The sequence below is a fragment of the Streptomyces sp. NPDC002853 genome, from assembly GCF_053591915.1.
Genome location: NZ_JBSFUS010000017.1, coordinates 54543 through 79802 on the forward strand (window position 1 = coordinate 54543; position 25260 = coordinate 79802).

Sequence of the window (25260 nt, forward strand, 5' to 3'; positions counted from 1 at the left end):
GACGTGCTCGCTCGGATCTCACGTCGGCTCGCGGGTCTCGTCGCGACCCTCTTCGCCGCCTCGTTCGTCATCTTCGCCGCCGTGTACGCGGCGCCGGGTGATCCCGCGGTGTTCCTCGCGGGCGGCCGGGACAAGCTGACACCGGAGCGCCTGGCGCAGGTGCGCGCGCAGTACCACCTAGACGAGCCGCTGGTCGTCCAGTACGGCCGGTGGCTGTGGGACTGCGTCCACTTCGACCTGGGCCGCTCCTTCAAGTACAGCGACCAGGTGGCCGACCTGGTGACGGCCCGCTTCCCCACGACCCTGCAACTCGTCGCCTACGCCACGGTGTTGTTCGTCGTCCTGGGCGTCGGCGCCGGCATCCTGGCCGCGGTCAAGCGGTCCACGTGGGTGGACTCGGCGGTGGTCGGGGGCACGACACTCGCGGCCTCGGTGCCGTCCTTCGTGGCGGCCATCGCCCTGGTCTCCCTCTTCGGCGTACAGCTGGGGTGGTTCCCGGTCTCCGGCTCGGGAGAGGGCTTCGGCGGCACACTGCACCATCTGACGCTGCCCGCACTGTCGTTGGCGCTCGGTGCCCTCGCCATCATCAGCCGGGTCACCCGGCAGGCGATGGCGGACGCCTCCGCGTCCGACCACGTGGAGGCGGCCCGCGCATCCGGCGTGCCCGAAAGGGACATCATCCGGCGGCACGTCCTGCGCAACGCGCTCGGGCCGATCATCACGATGTGCGGACTCGTCATGGCGGGCATGCTCGCGGGCACGGTGGTCGTGGAGACGGCGTTCGGCATCAGCGGAATCGGCTCACTCCTCGTGGGCGCGATCAACACGCACGACTTCCCGGTGGCGCAAGCGGTCCTGCTGCTCATGGTCACCGGCTACATCGTGGTGACGACGCTGGTGGACGTGGTCCACCCGCTGCTCGACCCGCGCGTGAAGGAGGCACGGTCCTGATGGCTTCCACCGCAGCTGTGGGGCTCGCGCCCCTGGTCGTACGACGCCGACGCCCCGTAGGGGTGATGGTGGCCGCGGCCCTGCTCGGCCTGGTCGTCCTGGCAGCGGTGTTCGCACCGCTCCTGGCGCCCTACGCCCCCGACGCGATCGACCTCTCCGCATCCCTGGCCGGAACATCGGGCGACCACCTCCTGGGAACCGACTCATCCGGCCAGGACCTCCTGTCCCGCGCGCTGTACGGCACCCGCACGAGCCTGATCGCCCCGATCCTGCTCCTCGCCGTCGCGGCCGTGCTCGGTGTCACGCTGGGCGTGCTCGCCGCGTGGCGCGGGGGATGGGTGGACGCGCTGGTCTCGCGGATCACGGACGTGATGTACGCGTTCCCGGGCCTGCTGTTCACCGTCCTGATCATCGCCGTCTTCGGCGCGGGCATGACGACGTCCGTACTGGCCCTGGGCCTCGCCTTCACCCCCACGATCGCCAAGTACGTGCGCTCACTGGCCCTTTCGGAGGCCCGCAAGCCGTACGTGGACGCCTACCGGGTGCAGGGGATGGGCGGCGCGCGCATCTGCGTCGCGCACCTGGTCCCGAACCTGGGCCGCGCGATCCTCGGCTACCTGGTCGTCCTCTTCGGCGAAGCACTCATGTCGCTTGCGACCCTCTCCTACCTGGGCTTCGGCGCCCAGCCCCCGTCGTCCGACTGGGGCTTGATGGTGCAGGAGGGGCAGGCGGCCGTGGTCCAGGGCGCGCTGCTCCCGGCGCTCGTCCCCGGCACGGCCATCGCCCTGGTCGTCGTGTCCTTCAACGTGGTCGGGGTCTGGGCCGCCGACCGGCTAGGGAGGCAGTGACCCATGCTGCTCGATGTCGAAGACCTCACCCTGCGGGTGCCCGGAGCGGCCAGACCGCTCCTCGAATCGGTGTCGCTCACCGTCCGGCCCGGCGAAGTCGTCGGCCTGGTCGGCGAGTCGGGCTCCGGCAAGTCGACCACGGCGAAGGCGGCGCTCGGCCTCCTTCCGGCGGGCGCGACGACCTCGGGCTCCGTCCGGGTGAACGGCGCCGAAGTCCTCACCCTCAAGGGCGAGGCCCTGCGAACCCACCGGGCGCGGACCGTGGCCATGGTCCACCAGGACCCCCGCGCCGCCCTCAACCCGGTGCGCCGCATCGGTGACTTCCTGACCGAGCGCGGGGCGACCCGCGAGCAGGCGGTCGAACTGCTCGGCACCGTCGGCCTCTCGGACCCCGCACACCGTGTACGCCAGCGCCCGCACGAGCTCTCCGGCGGCATGCTGCAACGCGTGGTCATCGCGGGCGCGCTTGCCGCGGAGCCGAGCCTGCTCCTCGCGGACGAGGCGACCAGCGCCCTGGACGTCACGACGCAGGCGGAGATCCTCGCCCTCCTGCGCGATCTGCGGGCCACCCGGGACCTGGGCCTCCTCTTCATCACCCACGACCTGCACCTGGCGGCCGCGTACTGCGACCGCGTGTACGTCATGTACGCGGGCCGGGTGGTGGAACAGCGTTCGGCGAAGGCCCTGTTCGACACCCCGGCGCACCCCTACACACGGGGTCTGCTCGCCTGCTCGCCCACCCTGGGTGAGACGGCCCACACCCTCCGCCCGATCCCGGGCCGCCCGCCGTCCCTCTCGGACACGTTCCCGGGCTGCCCGTTCGTGGCGCGCTGCGGGGACGCGGAGGAGGCGTGCGAGACGTGGACTCCGGAACAGTTCCGGCTGGACGACGACGGGACGGTGGCCTGCGCGGTGGAGGCCATGCGTGCGACGAGCACCGATGCGACCGAGGTGAGCCGTTAAATGAGCACCGACCTGCTGACGGTGAACAGCCTCAGCAAGAGCTACCCCCTGCCGGGCGGCGGACGCCACCAGGCGGCCGACAACGTGACGTTCACCGTCGGGCCGGGCGGCTCCACGGGCATCGTGGGCGAATCGGGCTCCGGCAAGACCACGGTCGCCCGCATGCTGGTGGGCCTGGCACGCCAGGACTCCGGCACGGTGACGGTGCTGGGCCGCCCCCGCGAGGCCCGTACGCCCCGGAAGCGAGCCGCACGCCTGGCCAGGGCCAGGGAGATCCAGATGGTCTTCCAGGACCCCTACCTCTCCCTCGACCCCCGCCTCACCTCCGCCCAGTGCCTGCGCACGGCCCTGCGCCTGCACGGCAGGGACGAGGCCCTGGCGGCGGGGCTCCTGGACCAGGTGGGCCTCGGCACCCGCGAGGCCGGCGCCCGCCCCCGCGAACTCTCCGGCGGCCAGCGCCAACGCCTGGCCATCGCGCGGGCCCTGGCGGTGGACCCCCAAGTCCTCGTCCTGGACGAGGCGGTGGCGGCACTCGACGTGTCGATCCAGGCCCAGATCCTCCAGCTCCTCGGCGAGATCCGCCGGGACACCGGGGTGGCCCTGGTCTTCGTCAGCCACGACCTGGCAGTCGTCCAGCACATCACGGACGAGGTCCTGGTGATGCGCAGAGGCAGGGTGGTGGAACAGGGCCCCACGAACCGGGTGCTCACAGCACCGAAGGCCCCGTACACGACGAGGCTCCTGGCATCGGTCCCAAGGAAGGACTGGAACCCCGAGGAAGCACTGAGCGCCCCGTAAGGGGCGCGGGGAACTGCGCACCCAGCGCCCACCCCGTAAGGGGCGCGGGGAACTGCGCGCCCAGCCACAACCGGACCGGCAGAAAAAGGGGAGCCCAAGGCCCAGGGGCCAGAAAAAGGCAGGGGCCCCGCCTTCCGCTCGCGCGGGAGGCAGGGCCCCTTGGGTACTGCTATCCATGTCCGGATCAAGTCACCGGAACTGTCACACGCCCCACTCGCATGGGGCGCCCCACTACATGGGGGTGACGTTCTCCGCCTGCGGACCCTTCGGGCCCTGCGTGACGTCGAAGCTCACGGCCTGGTTCTCCTCAAGGGAGCGGAAGCCGTTTGCGTTGATCGCGGAGTAGTGGACGAAGACGTCGGGGCCTCCGCCTTCCTGGGCGATGAATCCAAAGCCCTTTTCGGCGTTGAACCACTTCACGGTTCCGGTAGCCATAAGCCCTCCTTGGGCCAAAGGGTTGCCCTGCTCCAGAACCTGCGATTGTTGAAACAACTGCATAAGTCTGAAAACGACGAGAGCCCGCGGGTCACATGCTCCGCAGGCTCTGTACTGCAAGGGAAACCAAACTGCAACTTGCGGCGAGCTTAGCACGCAGGCAGCCGAATGCAATAGGGGGCAAGATCACGTCACCCGGATGTTTGACGGACCCCCCAGAGGGGTTGACGGGCCAGGTCGAAAGCTCTTGACAAGTACGGGATCGGGGCCCCGCTTTCTGCACCGTACCGCAAGGGGGCTAGCCTCCCCGATGTGGACAATTCTCCCGTTGACGCCATCGCCGGGGAGGGCTCAGATCAGCTCCCCGGTCACCGCCGCACCCCCCGGCCGCGTGTCGGTCACATTCAGTTCCTGAACTGCATGCCTCTGTACTGGGGGCTCGCGCGGACCGGCACGCTGCTCGACTTCGAGCTCACGAAGGACACCCCCGAGAAGCTCAGCGAGCAGTTGGTGCGGGGCGATCTCGATATCGCGCCCGTGACTCTCGTCGAGTTCCTCAAGAACGCCGACGACCTCGTCGCTTTCCCCGATCTCGCGGTCGGCTGCGACGGCCCGGTGATGTCCTGCGTGATCGTCTCGCAGGTGCCTCTCGACCAGCTGGACGGCGCCAGGGTCGCGCTCGGCTCGACCTCGCGCACCTCCGTGCGCCTGGCGCAGCTGCTGCTCGCCGAGCGCCACGGTGTGCGCCCCGACTACTACACGTGCCCGCCCGACCTCGGCGTGATGATGCAGGAGGCGGACGCCGCCGTGCTGATCGGGGACGCGGCGCTGCGGGCCAACCTGATCGACGCCCCGCGGCTCGGCCTGGACGTATACGACCTGGGCCAGATGTGGAAGGACTGGACGGGACTGCCTTTCGTCTTCGCGGTCTGGGCGGCGCGCAAGGACTACGCGGCGCGCGAGCCGGCCGTGGTGAGCGCGGTGCACAAGGCGTTCCTGTCCTCGCGTGACCTCTCGCTCGAAGAGGTCGGCAAGGTCTCCGAGCAGGCCGCGCGCTGGGAGGCCTTCGACGCGGGGGTCCTGGAGAAGTACTTCACGACGCTCGACTTCCGGTTCGGCAGCGCGCAGTTGGAGGGCGTCGCGGAGTTCGCGCGCCGGGTGGGCGACACGACCGGGTTCCCGGCGGACGTGCGGGTGGAGCTGCTGGGGGCCCAGCGGTAGCAGGCGGGTTCCGCGGCAGGCGGCCCGCGCAGGACGCGGTGGGATTGCCGGGGCCGCCCGGCGTGCCCGCGGACTACCCTGAGCTGCAGACAATGCGCGCGGCTCGGTGGCCGCGGCCGTGCGGCGCGTCCGGGGGAGGCCTTCGTCATGCATCCGCTCGATCCCGGTGAACCGACCGTCATCGGGCCCTACCGACTGCTCGGGCGCCTCGGCTCGGGCGGCATGGGCCGGGTCTACCTGGGTCGCAGCTCGGGCGGCCGTACGGTCGCGGTGAAGGTCGTCCACCCGCACTTCGCGCTCGACGAGGAGTTCCGCGCCCGCTTCCGGCGCGAGGTGGAGGCGGCGCGGCGAGTGGGCGGCGACTGGACCGCGCCGGTCCTGGACGCCGATCCGGAAGGGGCGGTCCCGTGGGTGGCCACGGGGTACGCGGCGGGTCCCTCGCTCACGGAGGCCGTACGCGACCGGTCCCCGCTCCCCGCCCATTCCGTACGCGTACTGGTGGCGGGCCTGTCCGAGGCGCTCGCCCACGTGCACGGTCTCGGCCTCGTCCACCGTGACGTGAAGCCGTCGAACGTCATGCTCACGATGGACGGGCCCCGGCTCATCGATTTCGGCATCGCACGGGCTACGGACGGCACCGCCTCGCTCACGTCGACGGGAGTCTCCGTCGGCTCGCCCGGCTACATGTCGCCGGAGCAGATCCTCGGCAAGGGCGTGGCCGGGGCGGCGGACGTCTTCTCGCTCGGGGCGGTCCTGGTGTTCGCGGCGACGGGGGCGTCACCGTTCCCGGGCGACTCGTCCGCCTCGCTGCTCTACAAGGTCGTGCACGAGGAGCCGGAACTCGGGCCGCTGGAAGGGGAGCTGCGGGACGTCGCCCGGCAGTGCCTGGCCAAGGACCCGGCAGCACGCCCCGCGCCGAAGGAGATCGCACGGCGACTCGCGCCCTCGGGTGTGACCGGCCTGGTCGCGGCCGGCTGGCTGCCGGGCCCGCTGGTCGAACGGGTCAGCAGGAGCGCGGTGCGGCTCCTCGACCTGGAGACGGAGGGGGCCGGCGTCGCGGAACAGCAGTCGGGCCCCGTGCCGTTCGGCCCGCCGAGCGCACACGCCCCGGCGCACGAGGCACAGCGGAGCAACACGTTCGGCCCCCCGGACCCCTCCTACGCCCAGTTCCCCAGCCCCTCCACAGCCGCCCCCTCCACACCCACCCCCGCCCCTCCCGCGTACGTCCCCACACAGACGTCAGCGCCCTCGGGGACGCCCGGCAGGGTGAGCGTCTCGGTCGCCGCGACGTCCACGCCGGGCGGTGCCGACGGGCTTGGCCGCAAGGTCAGTTGCACGCTGGTCCTGGGGGTGGCGGGCGCGCTCGCCGCGGTGACGGTCGGGTCGGTCTTCGTCTTCGGCCTGCTCCCGGACAACGAGAACGACCGAGCGGGCGACGCGGGAGACCGGCCCCCGGCCGCGACCGCGAGCGAGCAGCCCGGAGGCGACGGCGCGGACCAGGGCGGCGACGAGGTCCCCGCCTCCTACCGCGGCACCTGGGAAGGCCAGGCGACCGCGGCGAACGGCGCCGTCCCGATGGGCACGTTCAGCCTCAAGGTCGAGCGCGGCAAGGTCGGCGAGCGCTTCGCCGTCATGACGCAGACCGACCAACTGGGCGGGAAATGCGCGGTGGACCTGACCCTGAAGTCGGTGACGGACAAGGAGATCGTGGCCGAGGGGAAGGGCCAGGCGAAGAGCGCCGCACAGTGCACGAAGAACACCCACACCGTGCGCCTGCGCCCGAGGGCCGACGATCTCCTGTACCTCTCCGAGAACGCGGAGTCGGGGAATCCCGAGGCCCGGATGTCCCGCGTGAAGTGAGATCTCCGGGCCCCGCCCGCTCCCTCACATCGGCGTGGTGACCGTGACCGGTTCCCCGCTGCCCGTGTGCAGGAGGCCCTTGCCCGGGGCGATGGGGCCGCCGACCATGCTCCGGGTCGTCCGGATGCCGATCAGTTCGCCGCTCGACGAATCCTGCGGGGAGAGCAGGATGCCCCGGCGGCCCTTCTTCGCCTCCACCTGCCAGCCGGAGAAGCCGCCGCAGACCTCCTCCTCGTCGCCGCCGATGATGAGGCCGAGGCCCCGCTCGGAGCCGCGCTGGACCAGGCGCTTGAACTCGCGCTCGGCGTCGCAGTCCTCCAGGACCTCGCCGTCGTCGATGATCCAGATGATCGGGTCCTCGGGCGACGCGTCCTCGACGACCTCCTTGAAGTCGTCGCTCTCGATGTCGTCGTCCTTGAAGACCTTCAGGATGCCTTCCTGGCCTTCCAGTTCGCGCAGCGGCGAGGGGCGAGGTGCGGCGATGACGAGGCGTACGCCCTGCGTCATGTACGAACGCGCCAGGTTCATCAGGGTCGTGCTGCGGCCCGACTTGGCCGGACCCGCGACGACGAACGTCGGCACGCCCTGCGCGAGGTCGGGACCGAAGCCCATGATGTCGTCGCCGCCGATGCCCGCGAGCGCCCAGAGCTTGGAGCGCGAGGCGTCCGGGTCCCGCATCTCCCACGCGTCGGCGAAACCGATGCGGCTCGGCAGGCTGTCCACGCGGAACGGCTTGCGGGCGCGCGGCACGTCCGCGTCCCGCACGGCCGCCGCCTCGCCGATCTCGGTGAGCGCCGCGGCCTGGCCCTGGCCCGTGGAGTCCTCGGAGAGGAGGGCGAACTGCGTCTCCGTGCCGTGCTCGTTCTTGAAGCCGCGGCCCGGCGGGATCTCCTCCGGCACCTTGCGCGCGTTCATGCCGAGCATCGAGAAGTCGGAGCGGTCGGCGAGCCGCAGGCCGTACTTGTCCTCGGTGAGCGAGGCCATGCGGCCGATGAGGACCTGGCGGTCACCGGTGATGACCAGGTGGATGCCGACGCTCGCGCCCTCGCGCATCATCGCCTGCAGTTCGTCGGTCAGCTCACCGTGGTCGTACTCGCCGAGGGTGGGCAGCCAGCCCTCCCAGCGGTCGAGGAGCACGACGATGTGCGCGAGCCGTTCCTCGTCGGGCACCGCGGCCCGCTGCTCGCCGATGTCGGCGAAGCCCTTGTCGGCAAGGAGGTCCTGGCGGCGGGTGACCTCACCCTTGAGCCGGGTGATGAGCCGCACCGCACGCTCGGTCTGGTTACGGCTGACGACGGCGCCGCAGTGCGGAAGCCGCGTCAGCGCGTTGAGCGCGCCGTTGCCGCAGTCGATGCCGTAGAGGTGGACGTCGGCGGACGAGTGCGTACGGGCGATGGAGCCCGCGATCGTCCGCAGGATCTGCGAGCGGCCACTGCGCGGGGCGCCGCCGATGAGCAGGTGCCCGAACGTGTCGAAGTTGACCGCGACCGGGCGGCGCGCCTGGTCGGAGGGGATGTCCTCGAGGCCGAACGGCGCGGGTGCGAGCGCGCCCGGCTTGTCGCTCGCGGCGGGCCGCGGGATCTCGTCGAGCTGGAGCGTCTCGGAGAGCGCGGGCAGCCACGGGCTGTGCTGCGCGGGGATCCCCATCGTCGCGTTCGCGTCGCGCACGGCGTCCACGAGGACCTTGAGGTCGGTGATCTCCTCCTCCTCGCGCGCCTCGGCCTTGGGCTTCACGAGTGCGGCACGGCCGAGGTCCTCCCACCCGAGCGAACCCGCCCACGGCGCGAGCAGCGCGGGGTCGGTGGCGCCGGGCCTGCGGCCACCGACACGCCCCGACTGGAAGGGGACGAGCGAGGCGTGCCCGAGGCGGACGTAGGCGCGGCCGGGCGTGCTCTTGGCGATGTGTCCCGCCGCCGGGTCGTCGATGACGTCGGCGGACTCGGCGCCGTCCGTCACGCGCAGGGCGATGCGGAGGTTGGTGTTGGCGCGGATCTCGGGCGACACGACACCGGAGGGCCGCTGCGTGGCGAGCAGCAGGTGGATGCCGAGCGAACGGCCACGCTGGGCGATGTTGACCAGACCCGTCACGAAGTCGGGCAGGTCACGCACCATGGAGGCGAACTCGTCGATGACGATGAGGAGCCGGGGCACGGGCGGGTGCGAGGGATCGCGGCGCACCAGATCCTGGTAGTCCTCGATGTCCTTGGCGTCGGCGGCGGCCAGGATGTGCTCGCGCCGCTTGAGCTCGGCGCCGAGCGACTCCAGGGCGCGCTCCACGAGGTGCGCGTCGAGGTCGGTGACCATGCCCACCGTGTGCGGCAGCTTCACGCAGTCCTTGAACGCGGAGCCACCCTTGTAGTCCACGAGGACGAAGGTCATGTTCTCGGGCGTATTGGCGACGGCCAGCGCCGCCACGATGGTCTGCAGCAGCTCCGACTTACCGGAACCGGTCGTACCGGCGATCAGGCCGTGCGGCCCGTCGCGCCGCATGTCGATGCCGAAGGGCCCGTCGTACGACTCACCGATGACGGCCATCGTCGACTGGCCGCTCACCTGCCAGCGCGCGGTGATCTGATCGGCCGTCGGCGGCTCCAGCTGGAGCACGTCGAGAAGCCGGCTCGACCCCGGCAGCGCCGAGTCCTCGGTCTCGCCGCTGATGTCGCGCAGCGGCGAGAGCGCACGGGCGAGGCGTCCGCACCAGGCGGGGGAGACGAAGTCGGGGCGTACGTCACGGATGCGGGCGGCGTCGGTCCGCTCGACGCGCAGCCGCAGTTCGAGGGGCTTGTCGGCGCCCTGCTCGTTGTCGTCGGCACTCTGGTGCCAGGCCTGGAAGGAGGGGAAACCGCCGGGAGCCGCCGGGACCGGCTCGGGGGCCGACGCGGTGGGCCGGGCCGGCAGGCTGATCTCCTCCGGCCGAGGCTCGGCGATCACGACGGCCTGGCACTCGCCCGGCAGGAAGCGCTCCTCGTCGTCGAGGCAGAGCGCGTACATTGAAACGGCGGGGCCCTCGCGCAGCAGCTTCACCACACCGGGCATGGACCGCAGCCGCCGGGACCCGTCCCACACCACGACGATGTCGGGGTCTCCGAAGGAGGCCGCGCCGCCCCGGTTGTTCTCCTTGGCGGCCTTCTGGCGGGCGGCGAGTATCTGGGTCAGCTCACCGATGCGCGAGCCGACGGTCTCGGCGTCCGTCCCGATCAGCACGTTGGCGTCCTGCGATCCGGAGGGCCGCGAGTGCGGCAGCCAGCGCGTCCAGTCCCAGGTCTCGCGTGCGGAGTTCTCGGTCAGGACGTAGAACTGGACGTCGAGCGGGCTGTGCAGGACCGCGCTCTGCGCGACCGCCCAGCGGCCGAGCGCCTGCGCGGAGTCGCCGGGTCCGGCCATGCCGATCACGCCGAGGTCGCGCAGCGAGAGCGCGACGGGCGCGTCCTCGATCTTCCAGGTGACCTCGCGCTTGTGGTCGTCCTGCTCGGGGTCGTCGAGGACGACCTCGGAGTCGATCCGCCCGGTGCCGACGCGGATCAGCAGATGGTCCCCGTCGGTCCGCCGCCGCTCCCACAGGCGCGTACGGGGACCGGTGCTGAGGGAGAGGATGCCCGCCGGGCTGAGGATGGCCTGCCGCTTGTCGAGCCGCTCGGCGACGAGGGCTTCCTGGGCGTCCCTCTCGATCCGCTCCTTGTGTTCGTTGTACTCCTTGACCTGCTTGGCATGGGACTTGCGCCCGTGCTTCTTGTCCATGAAGTAGTTGCCGAACAGGATCAGCGGGCTGAGCAGCGCCATGATCAGGTAGTACCAGCGCCCGAAGATCATCACGGATACGACGGCACCGACGAGCGGCGTGAGCGCCATCAGCCAGGGCAGCGGGCGCGCCTCGAAGTCGCGTACCGGACTCGGCAGCCTGAATTTCGTCTGACGCTCGGGGGGACGGAGTCGGGGCGGCCGGTTGTAATCAAGTCCGGCGCCGTCCTCCGACCATTTCAGCGCGGCATTGGGTGCCGTATAACGGTCGAGTTCGAAAAGGGTGTTGCCGACCGCGATCTGCGCACCGAGCGGCCATTCCCCTTTCTTCCACGTATTCCCGCCCGAATTGCTCTCGCGGTCACCATCGGCCGAGTCGAGCTCGTCATTCTTCTTCCTCTTCTTGCCCGGTTTGCTGCCCTTCTCGTTCTTCTCGGCCTCTGCTTCGAGTTCGTCGTACCTCTTGCCGTCGAGGGTCACGCCGCCTTTGTCACCATGTACGGCGACTTGGCAGGTGCCATCGGTTGCAACTGACAACGTCAGGGCGCGAGAGGGCAGTTCCGGGTCATCGACGCGGATGTACGAGGCGGGCCCGCTGCCGATGTCGTAGCGCCCGATCCCGAGCCGGTGCACCGCGCCGGCCGCGGGGCCGCCCGCGACGCGTAGTTCGACCAGACCGGTGGGCTCGCCGGGCAGGCAGCCCGCCGGATCGTGCAGGCTGACGACGGCGCCCTCGCGCAGCGGGGAGGTCCCGATCGTCGCGGCGGCGTCGACGGGATAGCCGTCCACGAAGACGATCGGCGCGCCGCCCTGGCCGGTGCCGGGCTGGAGTTGATGCCCGCCGATGGGGATGATCTGGGCGTCGCCGCCGCCGTACCCCACCTGTGCGGCCAGCTCCTTGGCGATGTCCCCCACGGAGGACTCAGGATCGGCGTCGAGCACGACGTCGGCGTTCGCGCCGCCGAGCGGATCGACGACGGTCAGAGTCAGGCGCACGATCGTCCTCCCCTTGAGCCCCTTTTGACCGCTTCCGGAACGCGGTCACAGCGGCTGGTCCACAGTGCCTGTGAGGCTGTCCACAGTGCCTGTGACGATAGCCGCTCCACCCTTCCCGCAGGCAACGGGCTGTGCACCAGCTCATAGCAGAGCTGTGACTCAACCGGGGTGTGCTCACTTCTGCCCCACCCGTAAGCTGCTGCACCAAGAGCGGAAGATCGCATGAACGGCCGGACGGCCTTCGCGCGGCCCGCACGGAGGAGCCAAGGGGGATGGCCCTGCGGCGAGTTGGATTGGATGTGAAGCCACATGGCCAAAGACGCCGATATCACCTATGAGGAGATGCGGACCGCGGCGGGCAAGCTGAACGACGCCAAGGACAAGATCGACGAGAAGCTCGACGCTCTCGAGCGTTTCGTCGAGAACCTGGTGAAGAACGGCTACACGACTCGCAAGGGTTCGCAGGCCTTCGAGGACTCCTTCAAGGAGTTCAAGAAGGGCGCCAAGGACACCATCGAGGGCCTCACGGGCATGGGCAAGTTCCTGACCAGCGCCGCGAAGGCGTACGAGGACCTGGACGACGACCTCGCCAAGGGCGTCAAGGGCAAGTGATCCTGCCCTGGGGCGCGTGAGGTGACCCCAGGACGAGTGATCCGGCCCTCGGGCAGGGAGCAACCCGGTGCGATGGACCGCCGCTTTCCACGGCGGCCCATCGCACCGGTCGTATGTCGTGGTGCGATACATGGGGGCGCTGTGGGTGGCGGTGGCGACCGGGCCAAGCTGGACCTTGACGTGATCAAGGGCATGGGTACCGGGCTCAACAACGTGAAGAAGGCCTTCGACGGCCTGGAAGATCTCGGTGGTCAGTACGAGGACGACTTCGGGAACGGCGATCTCGCCGACAAGTTCGGGGACTTCGCCGACAACTGGAAGTTGAGCCGCAAGAGGCTGACGGACGAGGTCGACGCGCTCGCGCAGATCGCCAAGGCCGCCGCCGAAGCGTACGAGGACATCGACCATCAGCTGGCCGAGGCGATCCGCGGCGCGGACGACCCCAAGTCGAAGAAGAAGGGCTGACCCATGGCCGGACGCCCACGCGATTGGCACCCGGTCGCGGACAGCGACCCCATCCCCGGCGACGCCGACCGGGTCGCGAACCTGGGGAAGAAGCTCCGCAAGACCGCCGACGAGCTCGAGAAGCAGATCAGGAACATCAAGGCGGTCTCCGAGGTGGAGGCCTGGGACAGCAAGGCCGGCAAGGAGTTCCGCGAGAAGGCCCAGGGCAACGTAAAGAAGCTGGAAGCCGCCTTCAAGCGCTACGACACGGCGGCGGACGCCTTCGGCAGCGAGGTCACCGAGGTCGGCGGCAGGTTCGACGACAAGCTGCACGCCAAGCCGAAGAACTACGCGTCGGACCTCAACCGGGCCCAGGAGATGGCGGACCTGGCGCTCAAGGAGGCCCAGGACGCGGACGAGCGCAAGAGCGCGAGTCAGAAGAGCCTGGACGGCCTGTCCGACAAGGACAAGGACAAGGGCGGCGGGGACGGGAAGGACGACAAGAAGAAGCTGGAGGAGGCGCGGGACGCCGCGGGCGACGAGATCGAGGCCGCCAGAAACAAGATCGCCCAGGCCAGGAAGGTCCGCGACGACGCGGCGAAGCGGGCACGTGACGCGATCGAGGATGTCATCGCGGACGACTCGTTGAAGGACGGGTTCTGGGAGACCCTCGTCGACGACATCAAGTCGGTGACGGAGCTGATCTCCACCGTCTGCGGAATCCTTTCGCTGGTGGTCGGCTGGATTCCCGTCATCGGGCAGGCGTTGGCCGGTGTGCTGGGCGCGATAGCCATGATCGCCACGCTGATCACCACGATCTGCACCATCATCCAGGTCTTCCAGGGCAACGCGGACTGGATGGACGTGGGTCTGGCGGCGGTCGGCTTCCTGCTGATGGGCGTGGGCAAGGCCTTCTCGAAGGTGGCGGGAAAGTTCGCCAAGAACGCGCTCGGCAAGATGGGCCGGGCCGGAAAGGCGCGGACCACGAAGCAGGTCACCAGGGCGAACAAGAACCTGCGCAAGCTCTCAGGCAAGAAGTTCAAGCTGGAGAAGGGCGAGGGCTGGAAGTCCCTCAAGGAGCCTTTCACCGAGCCGTTCTCGAAGGCCGCCTGGAGCAAGAATCTCAAGACCCTCAAGCCCGGCAGCGGAAACTTCGCGGCCGCCAGGAACGAGCTGGCGGAGCGGGGCGGCGGAAGTGCTTTCAAGGGCATCGGAAAGTCGTTCTCCATGGCCGACCCCGGTGTCGCGTCCGACCTGAAGGCCATCAAGTCGGGAGCGGCCGGACTCGGCAACTTCGACGTCAATGCCGTGAGCCAGATCTCGAAGACGGCCACGCGTCTGGGGGTCACCGGAGCAGGCATCACGCTGGCCGGCCTCGGCCTTGACGGTAATCTCAACCCGCTCGTGGCCTGAGCCCAGACCGAAGAAGGAACGCAGTGAACACACCTGACGACGACGTCCCGGCGCTGTCCGAGGACTTCGCGGTCCGCATCGACCTCCAGCCCGGCTGGGTCGACCTGACGCTGCGCGAGGCCTCGAAGGCCGAGGCGAAGGCGCTCGCCACGAAGACCGTCAACGAGCTCAACCCGCTCTCCCTGGAGATCGAGAAGAGCGCGGTCTTCGACGACATGGCCGAGCGGGCGCTCAACCTCAATGAGGACGCTCCGGCGCTGGCGGCCGCGTACTACTCCGAGAGCGGCGAGGGCCTGATCAGCCTCATGGTCGACTCGTACGGCGACGAGGGCGTGCCGCGTCCCACGGCGGACGAGGTGCTGCCCCTGCTCCTGGAGTGGGAGAACGGCGAGGTCGTGGGGGAGCCGGAGGTGACCCGCCTGGAGCTGGCGGCGGGCCCCGCGATGCGGGTCCAGGCGACGCTGAAGATCAAGCGGATGCTCGGCCTGGGCCGCCGCATCACCGAGTTCGTGAAGTACGCGGTGTTCCCGCCCGGCATGCAGAGCCTCGTCGTGGTGACGGCGACGTGGGAGAAGATCCAGCTGACGGAGGAGAACGCGCAGCGGGTCGACGAGATCGTCCCGACGCTGAGGCTGGGCCTGGTGGACGAGAACGGAAACGAGATCGGTGGCGGGACCGGAAACGAGACCGGCCCGAAGCCGGAATCCGGACACCCTGAGTGAATTCGAGAGCCAGAACCCGATGAAGAACGCCAGCGAATTCACTTCGCCGCCCTCCGACTACAACGTCATCGTCCCCGACGGCTGGTTCCAGTTGCCGCTCGCGCCCGAGCAGCGCGACCAGGGCATCATGGCGCTCGCGGACCAGCAGTTCCGGGGCGTGGACAACGCCCCGCACATCAAGAAGCAGTTCATGCGGGAGATGCAGCGAAAGGCCAAGGGTGCCTACGGCATCGGCGGCACGGAGCTCTACATCTCCACCCTGGCGGTGGGGCAGCTCCCGCTGGCCTCCTCGCTCCTCATCAGCATCCCCGGCCCCGACGAGTGGCCGAAGATCTCGGACCCCGAGGAGCTGGCGGAGCACCTGGCGAGCAAGGACGGTTCCGACGAGCCGGAGGACGAGACCGCCGAGCTGGGTGTGGTGACCCTGGCGGCGGCGGGACGCGCCGTGCGCCAGCGCCGCAGGGAACTGTCGGACGCGTCCGCCCAGTTGGGCAGCACCCTGCCGAACACGCTCGTCACGTACTACGTGCCGATCCCCGCCACCAAGAGCTGGCTGCTCCTGAGCTTCTCCACCCCCGTGGACCCGCTCGCCGACCAGATGGTGGAGCTGTTCGACGTGGTGGCCGGCACGCTGCACTGGGACTGACGATGACGCCCACCGACGGCACCCGCCGCTCCCGGACCCGCGACGGCTTCGGCATCGCGGCCTTCGTCGTCGTGCTCGCCGCCCTGGTCGTCGGCTTCCTCTGGGCGAAGGGTGCCTGGCGCGCGGTGATCCGCGAGGCCCCGGACCTGATCGCGGACTGGCCCGGCGGCCCCTGGGTCTTCGGCGCCGTGGCCGGGGCACTGGCGGTGGCCGGCGCGTACGGAGGCCTGGCACTGTCCGACCCCGCGCGGGTCACCGGCAGGGGCACGGTCACGGTCACGGGCACGGGCACGGGCACGGTCACCGGCACCGGCACCGGCACGGAAGCCCCGCGCCGAGTCGCCCGCCGCACGGCCACCGCGGTGTGCTGGGCCGTGCCGCTGCTCCTGACGCTGTACATCCTCTCGGCGCTCCCCGGCCGCAACTGCCGCTCCTCGTCCACCACTTGCCAGCAGGTCGAGGGCGCATTCCCCGCCCTCCTCGCGTACGCCGTCACGGCTGCGGCCGCGGCCTGGGCGACGCACCGCGTACGGGCCGGCCGCGCCGAACAGCGCCGAGCGGCCCAGCAGGCAAGGCTGCGCAAGCTGCGCAAAAAGGGCAAGGGGAAGAGCAGGGGAGCCGGGGCGGCAAGGGGAGCCAGGGGAGCCCGATAGGGGGCAGCGCCCGAGCGGTCAGCCTCTCCTAGGGTGACCCGCCCCCTCGCCCTCGGGGAAACTCCCCTCGCCCCACCCGAGCCGCCAGCCCCTCGTGTTCCGTGTCCCGGAGCAGGGATCCGTATCCCGTGGCTGCCCACAGGCTCTGCTCGGGTGGCACCTCGAAGTACGGGAGCGAACGGCCCTCGTGGATGTCGGTGAGCACCTCCGGGGCCCGGCGGGAGCGGACTGCCGTCGCGCATTCCTCGCACGCCGCCACGTGCAGGTGATCGCGGCGCCCCAGGGGGCGCCAGCGGAGGCGGAGATCCGCGCGCCCGTGCAGGGGGTTGAAGAAGCAGAGAGGGAGCGGCGAGCGAGCCGCGCCGTCCGCCGGGGCCAGCGCGTCCCGGCCCTCCGCGACCAGAGCGAGTACGCCCGCCAGGTCCGGCAGCCCGCGCGCCGAGTCCAGGACCTTGCTCGCGGCCGCGTAGGCGTCAAGTGCGCCCTGTAGTCCAGGTGTTGAGGCCGGGGCCGACTCCGCTGCCGCCTCACCCAGTGCGGTGACCTCCGCCTCCGTCCGGCGGCGCAACGCACCCTCGTCCGCCGTACGCGCCGCCGCGAACACCGCCTGGGGGAAGGCGAAGGGGGAGCCGGTCGCGCTCGGGTACCGGTTCGACCTGCCGCGCCCCCGACGGCGTACGCCCACGAAGAAGAGCCCTCCGGCGGCGAGCACCACCGCGAGTGCGAGTGCGAGTGCGATGGCGGTCGGCAGCGGCCAAGAACCGTCCTCCTCCTTCGCGGCCTCCGGGCTGCTGCCGCTCCCACTGCTGTCGCTCCCGCTGCTGGTCGCGTCGTCCAGGTCGGCCGTCGCCTCCTCGTACGCCTTCGTGCCGTCGCCCCGCGCGATCAGCTCGATCGCCTTCTCCGTCTGCTCGGCGAGCCCCGCGTCCTTCATCTCGGCCAGGAAACCGACGGTGCTCACCGCGTCGCGGGCCTGCTGTTTCTCCTCCGGCCACTCGAAACCGTGCAGATCGCCGGTCCACTTGTCGCCACCCGTGACGAGGATGAGCTCGCGCTGCGCGAGGCGGTCCCGTACGACCTCGGCGAAGGCATCGGACTCACCGTCGTACGCGTCGCCCTGGACCAGCGGCACCAGGGCCACCTTGATCGGCAGGCCGGTCTTCTCGATCTGCCGGACGAGCTGCTTCCGGCGGGCGGGTGGAACGGAGTCGGCGTACGCGGCGTCGACGTACACCGGTGACGTGCGCAGGGCGGCGGCGACTTTCTGGCCGGGGCTGGGGCTGGGGGCGTCCGGTGCTTGGGCGGCGGGGGTGGTCGGCGCCTGGGCGACGGAGGGCGTGACCGTGGCCAGCAGCGTGGCGAGGGAGAGGGCCATCACCGCCGCGAAGCGCGCCACCATGCCCGTGCCCGTGCCCGTGCCCGTGCCCGTGCCCATGCCCGTGCCCAGGCCGATGCCCGCGCCCGCACCCGCACCCGCGCTTACGCCCGCGCCAACGCCCCCTCGGCCGCCGATCGCGCCCTTCCGGCCCCTCGCCCGCTCACTGAACACCGGCGTACTCCCGTACCTCGCGGATGAGTTGAGGAACTCCGTTGACTATGGCGGGCAACGGCCCCGCCGCCTCCTCGTACGGCACACGCCCCGAGCGGCTCGCCCCCGGCAGCGTCAGCCGGAGTGTCCAGGCGAGGCGTGGCTGCACGCCGACCCTGACGCGGCACTCCGCGCAGACCGGGATGGTGCGCAGGCGCTGTTCGTCCGGCGAGTACTGCGCGTCGCGCCACCCCGAGGCCGGGCCGTGCAGCGGATTGAGCGCACAGCAAGGCTTGTCCGCACCGACGAGCGCGCCCCGGCCGACCCGCGCCAGGACGATCGCGGCGGCGAGGTCGGCGGGCGCGGTGTCGTCGTCGACGTGGCCGTCGGGGTCACGGTCGGCGAGGAGCGTCGCGGTGTCGAGGCAGTCCCAGACGCGGGTCCGGACGGCGGCCCGGAGCGTGGCTTCTGCGTCGAACTCGCGCGCCAGCGCGTCGAGTTCGTCACGAGCCGTCTGGCGCAGGTATCCGAGGGAGGGATTCGGCGGCGCCGTGAAGGTGAGGACTCCATCGGGCGAAACGGTGCTGACCGGCGCCTGCCTGAGCCCCGGCACCGCAAGGCGCAGCAGCCCGAGCACCGAGGCGACGACTACGAAGAGCAACGCCGCGGCGAACGCGCCGACGAGGAGACCCGGCCAGAAATCACCGGAGAAGAGCGGCGAGAGTGTTTCCTCCTCGACGGGCTCGGGGGCGTCGTCCATGCCGAGGGAGGAGGTCTCCGGGTGGGCGGTACGCGGCGCCTTGTCCAGGAAGGTGATCAGGTCGTCGAGCCGCTCGCCGAGCCGGTGATCGGTGGAGCGGTCGTCGTCATCGCCGTAACGGATGGAGTCGGGGATGTCGAAGGCGACGAGGTTCGCGTCGATGCGTACGTCGTAGGTGACGACGTCGATGGACCCGCCGAGAGGATCCGCGACGACGTACACGCCGTGGTCGCCCTTCGCTCCCAGCTTCTGCCGCACGGCCTCCACGAAGATCTCGGTCTCGCCCCCGGACTCGTCCTCGCTGAGCTGCGGCGCGAGGACGACGTGGACGGGCCCGCGGCCGAACTCGCTGATCCGGCCCCGTAGTTCACTCCGCTGCTTGGAGTCGAGGAGGTGCGGGCTCTCGGGATCGCTGTAGATCGGCCCGCCCTGCTTCAGCCCGGCGGCGACCCGCTCGACGCGGCTCGACAGGTCGGAGGCGATGGGCCTCGGCGAGGAGCCGGCCGTGTCCTGGTGGAAGGCGAGGAACGCGGAGAGGGCGACGGCCCCGGCGGCGAGTACGGCTACGCCGATTTCGACGCGGAAGGGCGTGAAGTAGCGCCGCGAAGCACCGAGTTGCTCACTGCCGCTGCCACTGCCACTGCCGCTGCCACGCCCATCGCCGCTCTCGGGGCCCGAGTGGTGGTGATGGTGCTGCTGCTGTCGGCTGCGCGATCGGCGTACGTAGCGCCGAATGTACGGGCTGAGGGCGAGGATCAGCAGCGGTACGCCGGTGAGGGCGATGCCTGTGGCGAAGGACTGGTTGTCGCGGTCGGTGGGGCCGATGTGCATCTTGTCGACTTCTTCACCGTTGTCGCCGCTGTACTTCTCGCGGGCGGCCTCCGCACGCTCGGCGGCCTTCTTGCTGCCGAGCGCGATGACGTCGGTGAACCGCTCGAAGCTGAGCAAGGGGCCGGCGTCGTAAGGGAGTTCATAGAGTGCCACGGTGGACGCGTCATCGGCGGGCGCCCGCACCCCGAAGGCGGCGGCGTCGGCGACGCCCATGTCGTCGACGAGCACATAGAGCCCGTCCCGCCCGAGCCGGTCATGCACGGCCGCGAGCAGCCGGTCACCGCCGTTGTTCTGGCTGGGCAGCACAAGAACGTAGGTGGGGACCTTGGTCCGCTTGGCCAGCTTCTTGAACTCGGGGGCGGTGGAGCGGGGAATCTCGCGGGGGAGTTGGTCGGTGACGTGGACGGGGTCGGAGCGGAGGAGGCCGGCGAGGGCGGCGGCTTGGGTGGGGGCGGTGCCGTCCTTCTCGGCGGGAGCCGCGAGCGCAGGTGCTGCCCCGCCGAGAAGGAGAAGGAGAAGGAGGGAGAGGGTGCAGAGGGTGGTGAGCAACGCGAAGAAACGGCCCCGCTGCGGCCGCCCCCGCCCGGCAACGTCGGCCGCCAGGCAGCCGACCCCGCCCACAGGTCTCACCTGTGCGACTCGCACCCGCGCCACGCTCGCCCGCGCCACTCGCACCCGCGCCACTCGCACCCGCGCCACGCTCGCCTGAGCCACTCTCCGCTGTGCCACCCCGTTGCTCATTGGCCGCACTTTACTGTCGCGACGGGAGCGTTTCCATGGGGGCTCTGTTACGGGAGGGGGCGAGGGAGCCGGCCGCGTATGGCTCCTTGATCTCCTCACCACCCGCTCCCGTGACCATGCTCTGCAAGCCCTCGCAGAGTCCTTGGGACGGGCTGACAACATCCGAGGACCGAATCGTGACGACGAAATCGCCGTCGGGGCCCCGCGTGACGAGGGGCGTACCGGCAGCGGAATGTGCGGCGGCGAAGGCCATGACCGTCATCCGCTGGGCGGTGGTGCGGGCCTCAGGATCGTGAAGACGACTCCTTGGCGGATCAGGCCGCGGAGCCGGGTGCCGCAGGGGCCGAGGTCGGGGAGCCCGGCGCCGGGAAGTCCTCCGGATCTCCTCTTCGTCCCCCACGAGTTCGTCCTCCACGGGTTCTGCGAAGCTCACCGTCCGGAGGACGGCCGCCATGATGTCGCAGAACTCGGTCCATTAGCGGCGCCGTACGTGTGCTTGCCGAGCTGCTTGACGCCGTAGCCCCACTCATCGGCGAACTCGTGCAGGTCCTCGACGAGCTTGCCCGCGCCGACGACGGAGCCATCCGTTCCACGGAGGGTGCGTCGGGCGGCGTCCATACGATCGCTGACCGTGGAAAACGTCTTCCGCAGCTCTTCGAAGATCGTGTCGTCGAGGCGTAGGTCGCTCACGTGGTGTCCCTCGGGTCCCGCTATTAGGCGGGCCGGGTGCTTGCTTGAGCGAAGGAGGGCTGAGGGAAGGTAATGCAACGCTGAATGTGAAGGGGCGGTGAACGGGCCTACGACTACTGGTCCTAGTGGGCCGCCCCCACCAGAACTTCTCCCCTCTCCCCTTGCCAACCTATGGCTTCCATTTACTTCAAGGTTTTCGGTATAGCTGTTGCTTACCGGAATAACGGCCCATCAGGCACCGGTAGCGGACGAACGAGGCATGCTCGGACCCATGGATATCCGCACAGTGGTGCACGGCTTCAAGAACGTGGCCCCCCTCCCCGGCCTGCCCGACGCATGGTCCTGGTCACCGGTACGCACCGTGAACTTCGCCGGTGCCCTCTCCGCCGACGGGCACCGCCTGCTGCAACTGAGCGGCCCCGACCCGTTCGACCATGAACTAGCCGCTGCCACCCTGCAGTTCGCAAGGGATCGTGAGCCGGAAATCTTCGCCCGCAACCCCCGTCTCGGCACGGCGAGCGGCTTCGCCCCGCCTATGGCTGCCGCGAGGGACGCCTTCGACGTGGTCGTTGGCGTAGCTCCCGAGGTCCATGGCTTTTACCGCGTGGAAAACCCCGACCTGACCCAGCACGTACGCCTCGTGTTTCCGGCGTACGCCCACGAGTTCTCCGGCACGGAGTCACTCCCCGAGTCGATCACGCGCTACCGCATGCTGCGGCTCGCGGACTTCGACCGCCGTAAACCGGTCCCGTACCTCAAGATGCGCTACGCCAACACCCGTACGCGGAGCCGGAGCACCAACCCGGGCCGGGGTTACAGCGAGGAGCACCGCCTAGCAGAGGAACTACGCCAACTGGAGAACGCCCCCGGCAGCTTCGTGGAGTTCGAGAATCGCCACGGGGAGGTGTGGCGGGCCGAGTGGCACGCCGGCCCGTGGCTCATCGCGGAGTGGGGCACATCAGCAGGCCCTCCGCCCGACCCTGACGCGGTCGACGCTGTCACGCCGCGCGAGATCGAACTGGAGGACCTGCTCGCGTTGGCGGGGGCACGGCTGCGCGCCGACCAGCCCCGTGTGATCAGCGGTTGACGGACTGCACTTCCTCGACGGTGACCGGCTGATCGTTACCGTACTCGCCGTCCGGGAGGTCACCTCCCGTACCGCCGGTGCCGGTCCAGGTGACGTCCCAGGTAGCGGTGGCCTGGAGGTTGAACGTCCCATTGCCGGACGAGCGCTGGTAGGTGACGCCGCAGGGCGGCTCCTCGTCCGCCTTGCCCTTCGCGTACGGCTCCCCGATGGAACCGTCGTCGTTCATCTCGCACTTCCCGGACGCGGGAATGCGGACGGCGTCTTCCGTACCCGGCTTGATGCTGAGCGCGGTCGGCTTCGCGGTCGTCGTGGCCTCGATGTGCAGACCGGGCACGTCGAGCGAGGCGGTGACGGACACGGGCTGGAAGTCCCCCTTGTCGAGCCACGCCCAGGTGGGGAGGTTCACCTTGGAGGGCCCGTCGGGGGCGAGGGTGACTTTGGTGCCGGGGACTTTGATCTGGTTGTAGGCGAGTTCGGCGAGGATCTCGGGCTTGATGGCCTGCGGCACATCGGGTGTCTCACCGTTCTCGACCCAGAACGGCTCCCTGTCGCAGGCGAACTGGTCAGCCATCGAGGCGTTGGGGTTCTGCTGGGCCCCCCACCACATGCCGTCCTTTTCTTTGTCGACGTTGTAGCCGTCCTTTGCGTACGCCTGGTTCTGGTCGGACATGTCGCCGAGCACGTCTCGTGGGGCGTCCGGGTCGTGCCGAGCGGTGAAGTAGAGCCGCTGGCGGTAGTCCCGGAACTCGCCGGCCTTCCACTCCGGCGCGTACCAGCAGGCAGGCGGCGTCCAGTTGGTGTCGACAGAAGTGATGGGACCGCCGCCCTTACCGCCGCCGGAGGACCTGTAGGTGATCTTCGCGAGGGCGGTCAGGGTGTCGCCCTCCTTCTTCGCCGAGGTGGTGCCGTTCGTGGGCCCGTCCTCACCGGCTGCCGCGGTGCCCGCGGGGCCGACCGCCACAAATATGAGCGATGTCGAGCAGGCTGCAACCAGCAGTGAAGCTCTGCGCGATGCCATCACCTGCACTCCTTCGCCTTGGTCGCCACCTCGACCTGCTTGGCCCGCCACAGTCCCTTGTTGCTGTCGGACGCGGTCATGAGGACCTGCCAGGAGTCGAAGTCACTGATGCTCTCCTCCGTGTGGTGCACCTTCTTGGTCTTGACTTCCTTGCTGTACAACTTGCTGCTGTCGCTGCAGAAGGAAACGACCGTCGACTTCTTGTCCTTGACCGGCTCGACCTTGATGTCGGTGAAGCGCATCTCTCCGGTGATCGTGAAGCCCGCGTCAACGCGCTGCTTGATCTGATCCTTGGCGTAGGTGAAGGCCGGGCTCTGGTACTCCGAGTAGAACTTGTACGCGGCGTCTTCCGTGTCCTGCTTCACGATCCCGTACCGGATTGCCTTCACGAAGTTCTCGGCGTCATTCGCGGCCGCGGTCTGGGCCGCGTCCGACACGTTGGCCTTCTCGAAGTTGAGGTCCACGCCGGAGGGGAACTTCATCTCAGGCCGATCGACGACGGCAGCCTCGTTCGTCTTGTCGCTGGGCGACGCAGACTTCTTCGAGCCCCCCTCATCTGCCCCGGCGATCTTGTCGTTGCCCGAGTCCTTGTCGTCACCGCCACCCCCGCATCCGGTCAGGAGCAGAGCGGTGGCAGCCGTCAGCGAGACGACGGCGGCGGGCAGGGCGCGACTGCGGTTCACGTATGACTCCCGGTGGGGCGACAGTTCTACAAGCCATCCGAAGGTACTGAAGTGGTCAATGCCTTCGCCAGGGTTAACTTTGCGGAGTAGTGAAAGTCTCGTGTTGCGAATGGCCGTACAAACCGGCCTAGTTCGGTCGTAGCCCGGACGTATGGCCCGCTCAGTCTTCCGGAATGGAAAGCTCCACCAAATGAAGTATATGCTGGCCGACTGGGACGACGAATGGCACGGCTTTCGAGTCGACCCACGTGAATACCTGGCGGTGCTGCCCACCCTCCGAGAAGCATTGCCCGATGGGGCATGGGCCTTTGCCTCCGACCCGGAGCACTACACCTTCTCCGGCCTCCGCTGCGTAAAGGACCTGGAGCTCACGAACATCACCCTCCCCGTGCAGACAACGCACGGCACGGGGGAGACGGCAGTACTCACATTCGCCCCAAACAAGTGGAAACACGACGAAGCCCTACGCATCGAATACACCGGCGTCACCCACTTCGCCATCGACTACGCGCGGTCGATCGACTGGACGCAGACAATCACCCTGCTACTGGACGAAGTCCTGCCGAGTGAGGCGGAGGACGGCGGCGTAACGCACGAACTGGAGCTGACGGACGCGACGATCACCATCCACTGTGCGGACCTGACGGCGACGTGGGAGGGCCCTCGCGGTTAACCCCGCCCCCGGCCCGCCGCGCGTGCACGGATTGCAGAAAAGTCCCAGCGAATCGCGGCGAACCGCTCCCCGCGGCGGGACTTTTCTGCAACGCACCCTTTCGCCGGGTCAGCCCCCGTAAGCCCCGGGCAGCGGAGCCTGATTCTGCCGCCTCGTACGCTGACGCCCAGAGCCGGCGGATGACAGAGACAGCCGACGCACGACAAAGACTGACGACAATGGGGACGGGGACAACAGCATGGCCCGCTACACCGAAGCTCAGACCATCGCCCGCGGCGGTTTCAGCATCAAGGTGCCCGAGACCTGGTGGGAGTTCGACGTCCGGCCGGAGTCGCGCGACGCCGGCATCCGGCAGATGATCAACGACCGCATACGCGAACGCCCCGAGCTCGAGCCGCACCGCAACACCTTCGAGGGCTTCCTGCGCAAGGCGTCCAAGGAGGCGTGGCAGTCCGGCGCCCTGTACTGCGGCTGCATGGCGGAGAGCTTCGGCGGCGACGTGCCGATCACCGGCTCGGTCACGGTCTCCCTGGTCGGCGCCCGTACGTCGAACGGTGACGTGATGCCGACCGACCCCGCCGCGATCGTGGCCCAGCTCGGCGTACGGGAGGCCAAGCGCGAGGGCGACACGTACCGCAAGGTGACGACGGTCGACATCCCGGGCGTGGGCCTCGCCGCGCGCACGTACGGCATCGAGGACGTCTCGGTCCCGGGCGACGACCGCACGATGCGCGTCGTACTGATGCAGACGTTCATCCCGGTGCCGGGCCAGGAGGGCAAGGTGGCACTGGTGGCGGGCAGCAGCCAAGTCCTGGACCTCGCCGACTCCTTCTTCGACATCTTCGACGCGGTGACCTCGACGTTCCGCTTTGCGGACTAGGCGCGCCAGGGGCCTGACGCTGCGGCCCTGCCGCCTTCCCGTATCCCGTACGCAGCTAGTAACTTCGCA

At 69.7% G+C, this 25260-nt stretch carries 22 protein-coding genes; 15 read left to right on the forward strand and 7 right to left on the reverse strand.

Going from position 1 to position 25260, the window contains the following annotated elements; translation table 11 throughout:
• Positions 1–3: 3 nt before the first annotated feature.
• From ACWD02_RS37765 to ACWD02_RS37780, 4 genes are read left to right on the forward strand one after another with little or no spacing between them, the layout of a single operon-like run.
• Positions 4–951: an ABC transporter permease gene (locus ACWD02_RS37765; protein ID WP_451219799.1), complete on the forward strand. Its 948-nt coding sequence runs from the start codon at positions 4–6 to the stop codon at positions 949–951.
• Positions 951–1799: an ABC transporter permease gene (locus tag ACWD02_RS37770; RefSeq protein WP_451219801.1), complete on the forward strand. Its 849-nt coding sequence runs from the start codon at positions 951–953 to the stop codon at positions 1797–1799. Before ACWD02_RS37765 ends, ACWD02_RS37770 begins: the two co-directional genes overlap by 1 nt.
• Before the next feature lie 3 nt (positions 1800–1802).
• Entirely contained in the window at positions 1803–2762 is a 960-nt protein-coding gene (locus ACWD02_RS37775) for an ABC transporter ATP-binding protein (protein ID WP_451219804.1), read from the forward strand.
• A complete protein-coding gene (locus ACWD02_RS37780) occupies positions 2763–3560 on the forward strand; it encodes an ABC transporter ATP-binding protein (RefSeq protein ID WP_451219807.1) in 798 nt (265 codons plus the stop codon).
• A gap of 231 nt (positions 3561–3791) precedes the next feature.
• Here ACWD02_RS37780 and ACWD02_RS37785 read toward each other — a convergent pair whose 3' ends face one another.
• Complete coding sequence (locus ACWD02_RS37785; RefSeq protein ID WP_006138897.1) at positions 3792–3995, reverse strand: cold-shock protein; 204 nt, start codon at positions 3993–3995, stop codon at positions 3792–3794.
• A gap of 312 nt (positions 3996–4307) precedes the next feature.
• Between ACWD02_RS37785 and ACWD02_RS37790 the strand changes: the two genes are divergently transcribed.
• A complete protein-coding gene (locus ACWD02_RS37790; RefSeq protein WP_451219811.1) occupies positions 4308–5216 on the forward strand; it encodes a menaquinone biosynthetic enzyme MqnA/MqnD family protein in 909 nt (302 codons plus the stop codon).
• 147 nt (positions 5217–5363) lie between these two features.
• Positions 5364–7076 (forward strand): serine/threonine-protein kinase, encoded by a 1713-nt coding sequence (locus ACWD02_RS37795; RefSeq protein WP_451219814.1) that lies wholly within the window; start codon positions 5364–5366, stop codon positions 7074–7076.
• A 24-nt stretch (positions 7077–7100) separates the two neighbouring features.
• On the opposite strand, the gene ACWD02_RS37800 is transcribed toward ACWD02_RS37795, so the two are convergent.
• Positions 7101–11810: an FtsK/SpoIIIE domain-containing protein gene (locus tag ACWD02_RS37800; protein ID WP_451219817.1), complete on the reverse strand. Its 4710-nt coding sequence runs from the start codon at positions 11808–11810 to the stop codon at positions 7101–7103.
• 309 nt (positions 11811–12119) lie between these two features.
• Here ACWD02_RS37800 and ACWD02_RS37805 point away from each other — a divergent pair, with 309 nt between their 5' ends.
• The 6 genes from ACWD02_RS37805 (at position 12120) to ACWD02_RS37830 (ending at position 16300) form a co-directional block, all read left to right on the forward strand.
• Complete coding sequence (locus ACWD02_RS37805) at positions 12120–12422, forward strand: WXG100 family type VII secretion target (RefSeq protein WP_365823753.1); 303 nt, start codon at positions 12120–12122, stop codon at positions 12420–12422.
• A gap of 141 nt (positions 12423–12563) precedes the next feature.
• Complete coding sequence (locus tag ACWD02_RS37810; protein WP_451219820.1) at positions 12564–12887, forward strand: hypothetical protein; 324 nt, start codon at positions 12564–12566, stop codon at positions 12885–12887.
• 3 nt (positions 12888–12890) lie between these two features.
• Positions 12891–14279: a hypothetical protein gene (locus ACWD02_RS37815; RefSeq protein ID WP_451219823.1), complete on the forward strand. Its 1389-nt coding sequence runs from the start codon at positions 12891–12893 to the stop codon at positions 14277–14279.
• Positions 14280–14302: 23 nt separating this feature from the next.
• The gene (locus ACWD02_RS37820; RefSeq protein ID WP_451219826.1) at positions 14303–15001 is read left to right on the forward strand and encodes a hypothetical protein; all 699 of its coding nucleotides are present in this window, start codon (positions 14303–14305) and stop codon (positions 14999–15001) included.
• Between the two features lie 19 nt (positions 15002–15020).
• Entirely contained in the window at positions 15021–15647 is a 627-nt protein-coding gene (locus ACWD02_RS37825; RefSeq protein ID WP_451219829.1) for a hypothetical protein, read from the forward strand.
• A gap of 2 nt (positions 15648–15649) precedes the next feature.
• Positions 15650–16300, forward strand: coding sequence for a hypothetical protein (locus ACWD02_RS37830; RefSeq protein WP_451219832.1), 651 nt, complete (start codon positions 15650–15652; stop codon positions 16298–16300).
• Between the two features lie 28 nt (positions 16301–16328).
• Here ACWD02_RS37830 and ACWD02_RS37835 read toward each other — a convergent pair whose 3' ends face one another.
• From ACWD02_RS37835 to ACWD02_RS37845, 3 genes are all read right to left on the reverse strand, one after another.
• On the reverse strand, positions 16329–17849 hold the full coding sequence (locus ACWD02_RS37835; RefSeq protein ID WP_451219834.1) for a hypothetical protein: 1521 nt from the start codon (positions 17847–17849) through the stop codon (positions 16329–16331).
• Entirely contained in the window at positions 17839–20160 is a 2322-nt protein-coding gene (locus ACWD02_RS37840; protein WP_451219837.1) for a hypothetical protein, read from the reverse strand. The genes ACWD02_RS37835 and ACWD02_RS37840 overlap by 11 nt, the downstream gene beginning before the upstream one ends.
• A gap of 429 nt (positions 20161–20589) precedes the next feature.
• Complete coding sequence (locus tag ACWD02_RS37845; protein WP_451219838.1) at positions 20590–20850, reverse strand: hypothetical protein; 261 nt, start codon at positions 20848–20850, stop codon at positions 20590–20592.
• Positions 20851–21121: 271 nt separating this feature from the next.
• Between ACWD02_RS37845 and ACWD02_RS37850 the strand changes: the two genes are divergently transcribed.
• On the forward strand, positions 21122–21937 hold the full coding sequence (locus ACWD02_RS37850; RefSeq protein ID WP_451219841.1) for a hypothetical protein: 816 nt from the start codon (positions 21122–21124) through the stop codon (positions 21935–21937).
• Here the strand turns inward: ACWD02_RS37850 and ACWD02_RS37855 are convergent.
• Entirely contained in the window at positions 21927–22955 is a 1029-nt protein-coding gene (locus ACWD02_RS37855) for a hypothetical protein (protein ID WP_451219844.1), read from the reverse strand. The genes ACWD02_RS37850 and ACWD02_RS37855 overlap by 11 nt on opposite strands.
• Positions 22955–23638: a hypothetical protein gene (locus ACWD02_RS37860; RefSeq protein WP_451219847.1), complete on the reverse strand. Its 684-nt coding sequence runs from the start codon at positions 23636–23638 to the stop codon at positions 22955–22957. Before ACWD02_RS37860 ends, ACWD02_RS37855 begins: the two co-directional genes overlap by 1 nt.
• 190 nt (positions 23639–23828) lie before the next feature.
• Here ACWD02_RS37860 and ACWD02_RS37865 point away from each other — a divergent pair, with 190 nt between their 5' ends.
• Together ACWD02_RS37865 and ACWD02_RS37870 are read left to right on the forward strand one after the other, a co-directional pair.
• Positions 23829–24311, forward strand: a complete 483-nt coding sequence (locus ACWD02_RS37865) for a hypothetical protein (protein WP_451219850.1) — start codon at positions 23829–23831, stop codon at positions 24309–24311.
• A 238-nt stretch (positions 24312–24549) separates the two neighbouring features.
• Positions 24550–25191, forward strand: a complete 642-nt coding sequence (locus tag ACWD02_RS37870; RefSeq protein ID WP_451219853.1) for a hypothetical protein — start codon at positions 24550–24552, stop codon at positions 25189–25191.
• The last annotated feature ends 69 nt before the right edge of the window (positions 25192–25260 follow it).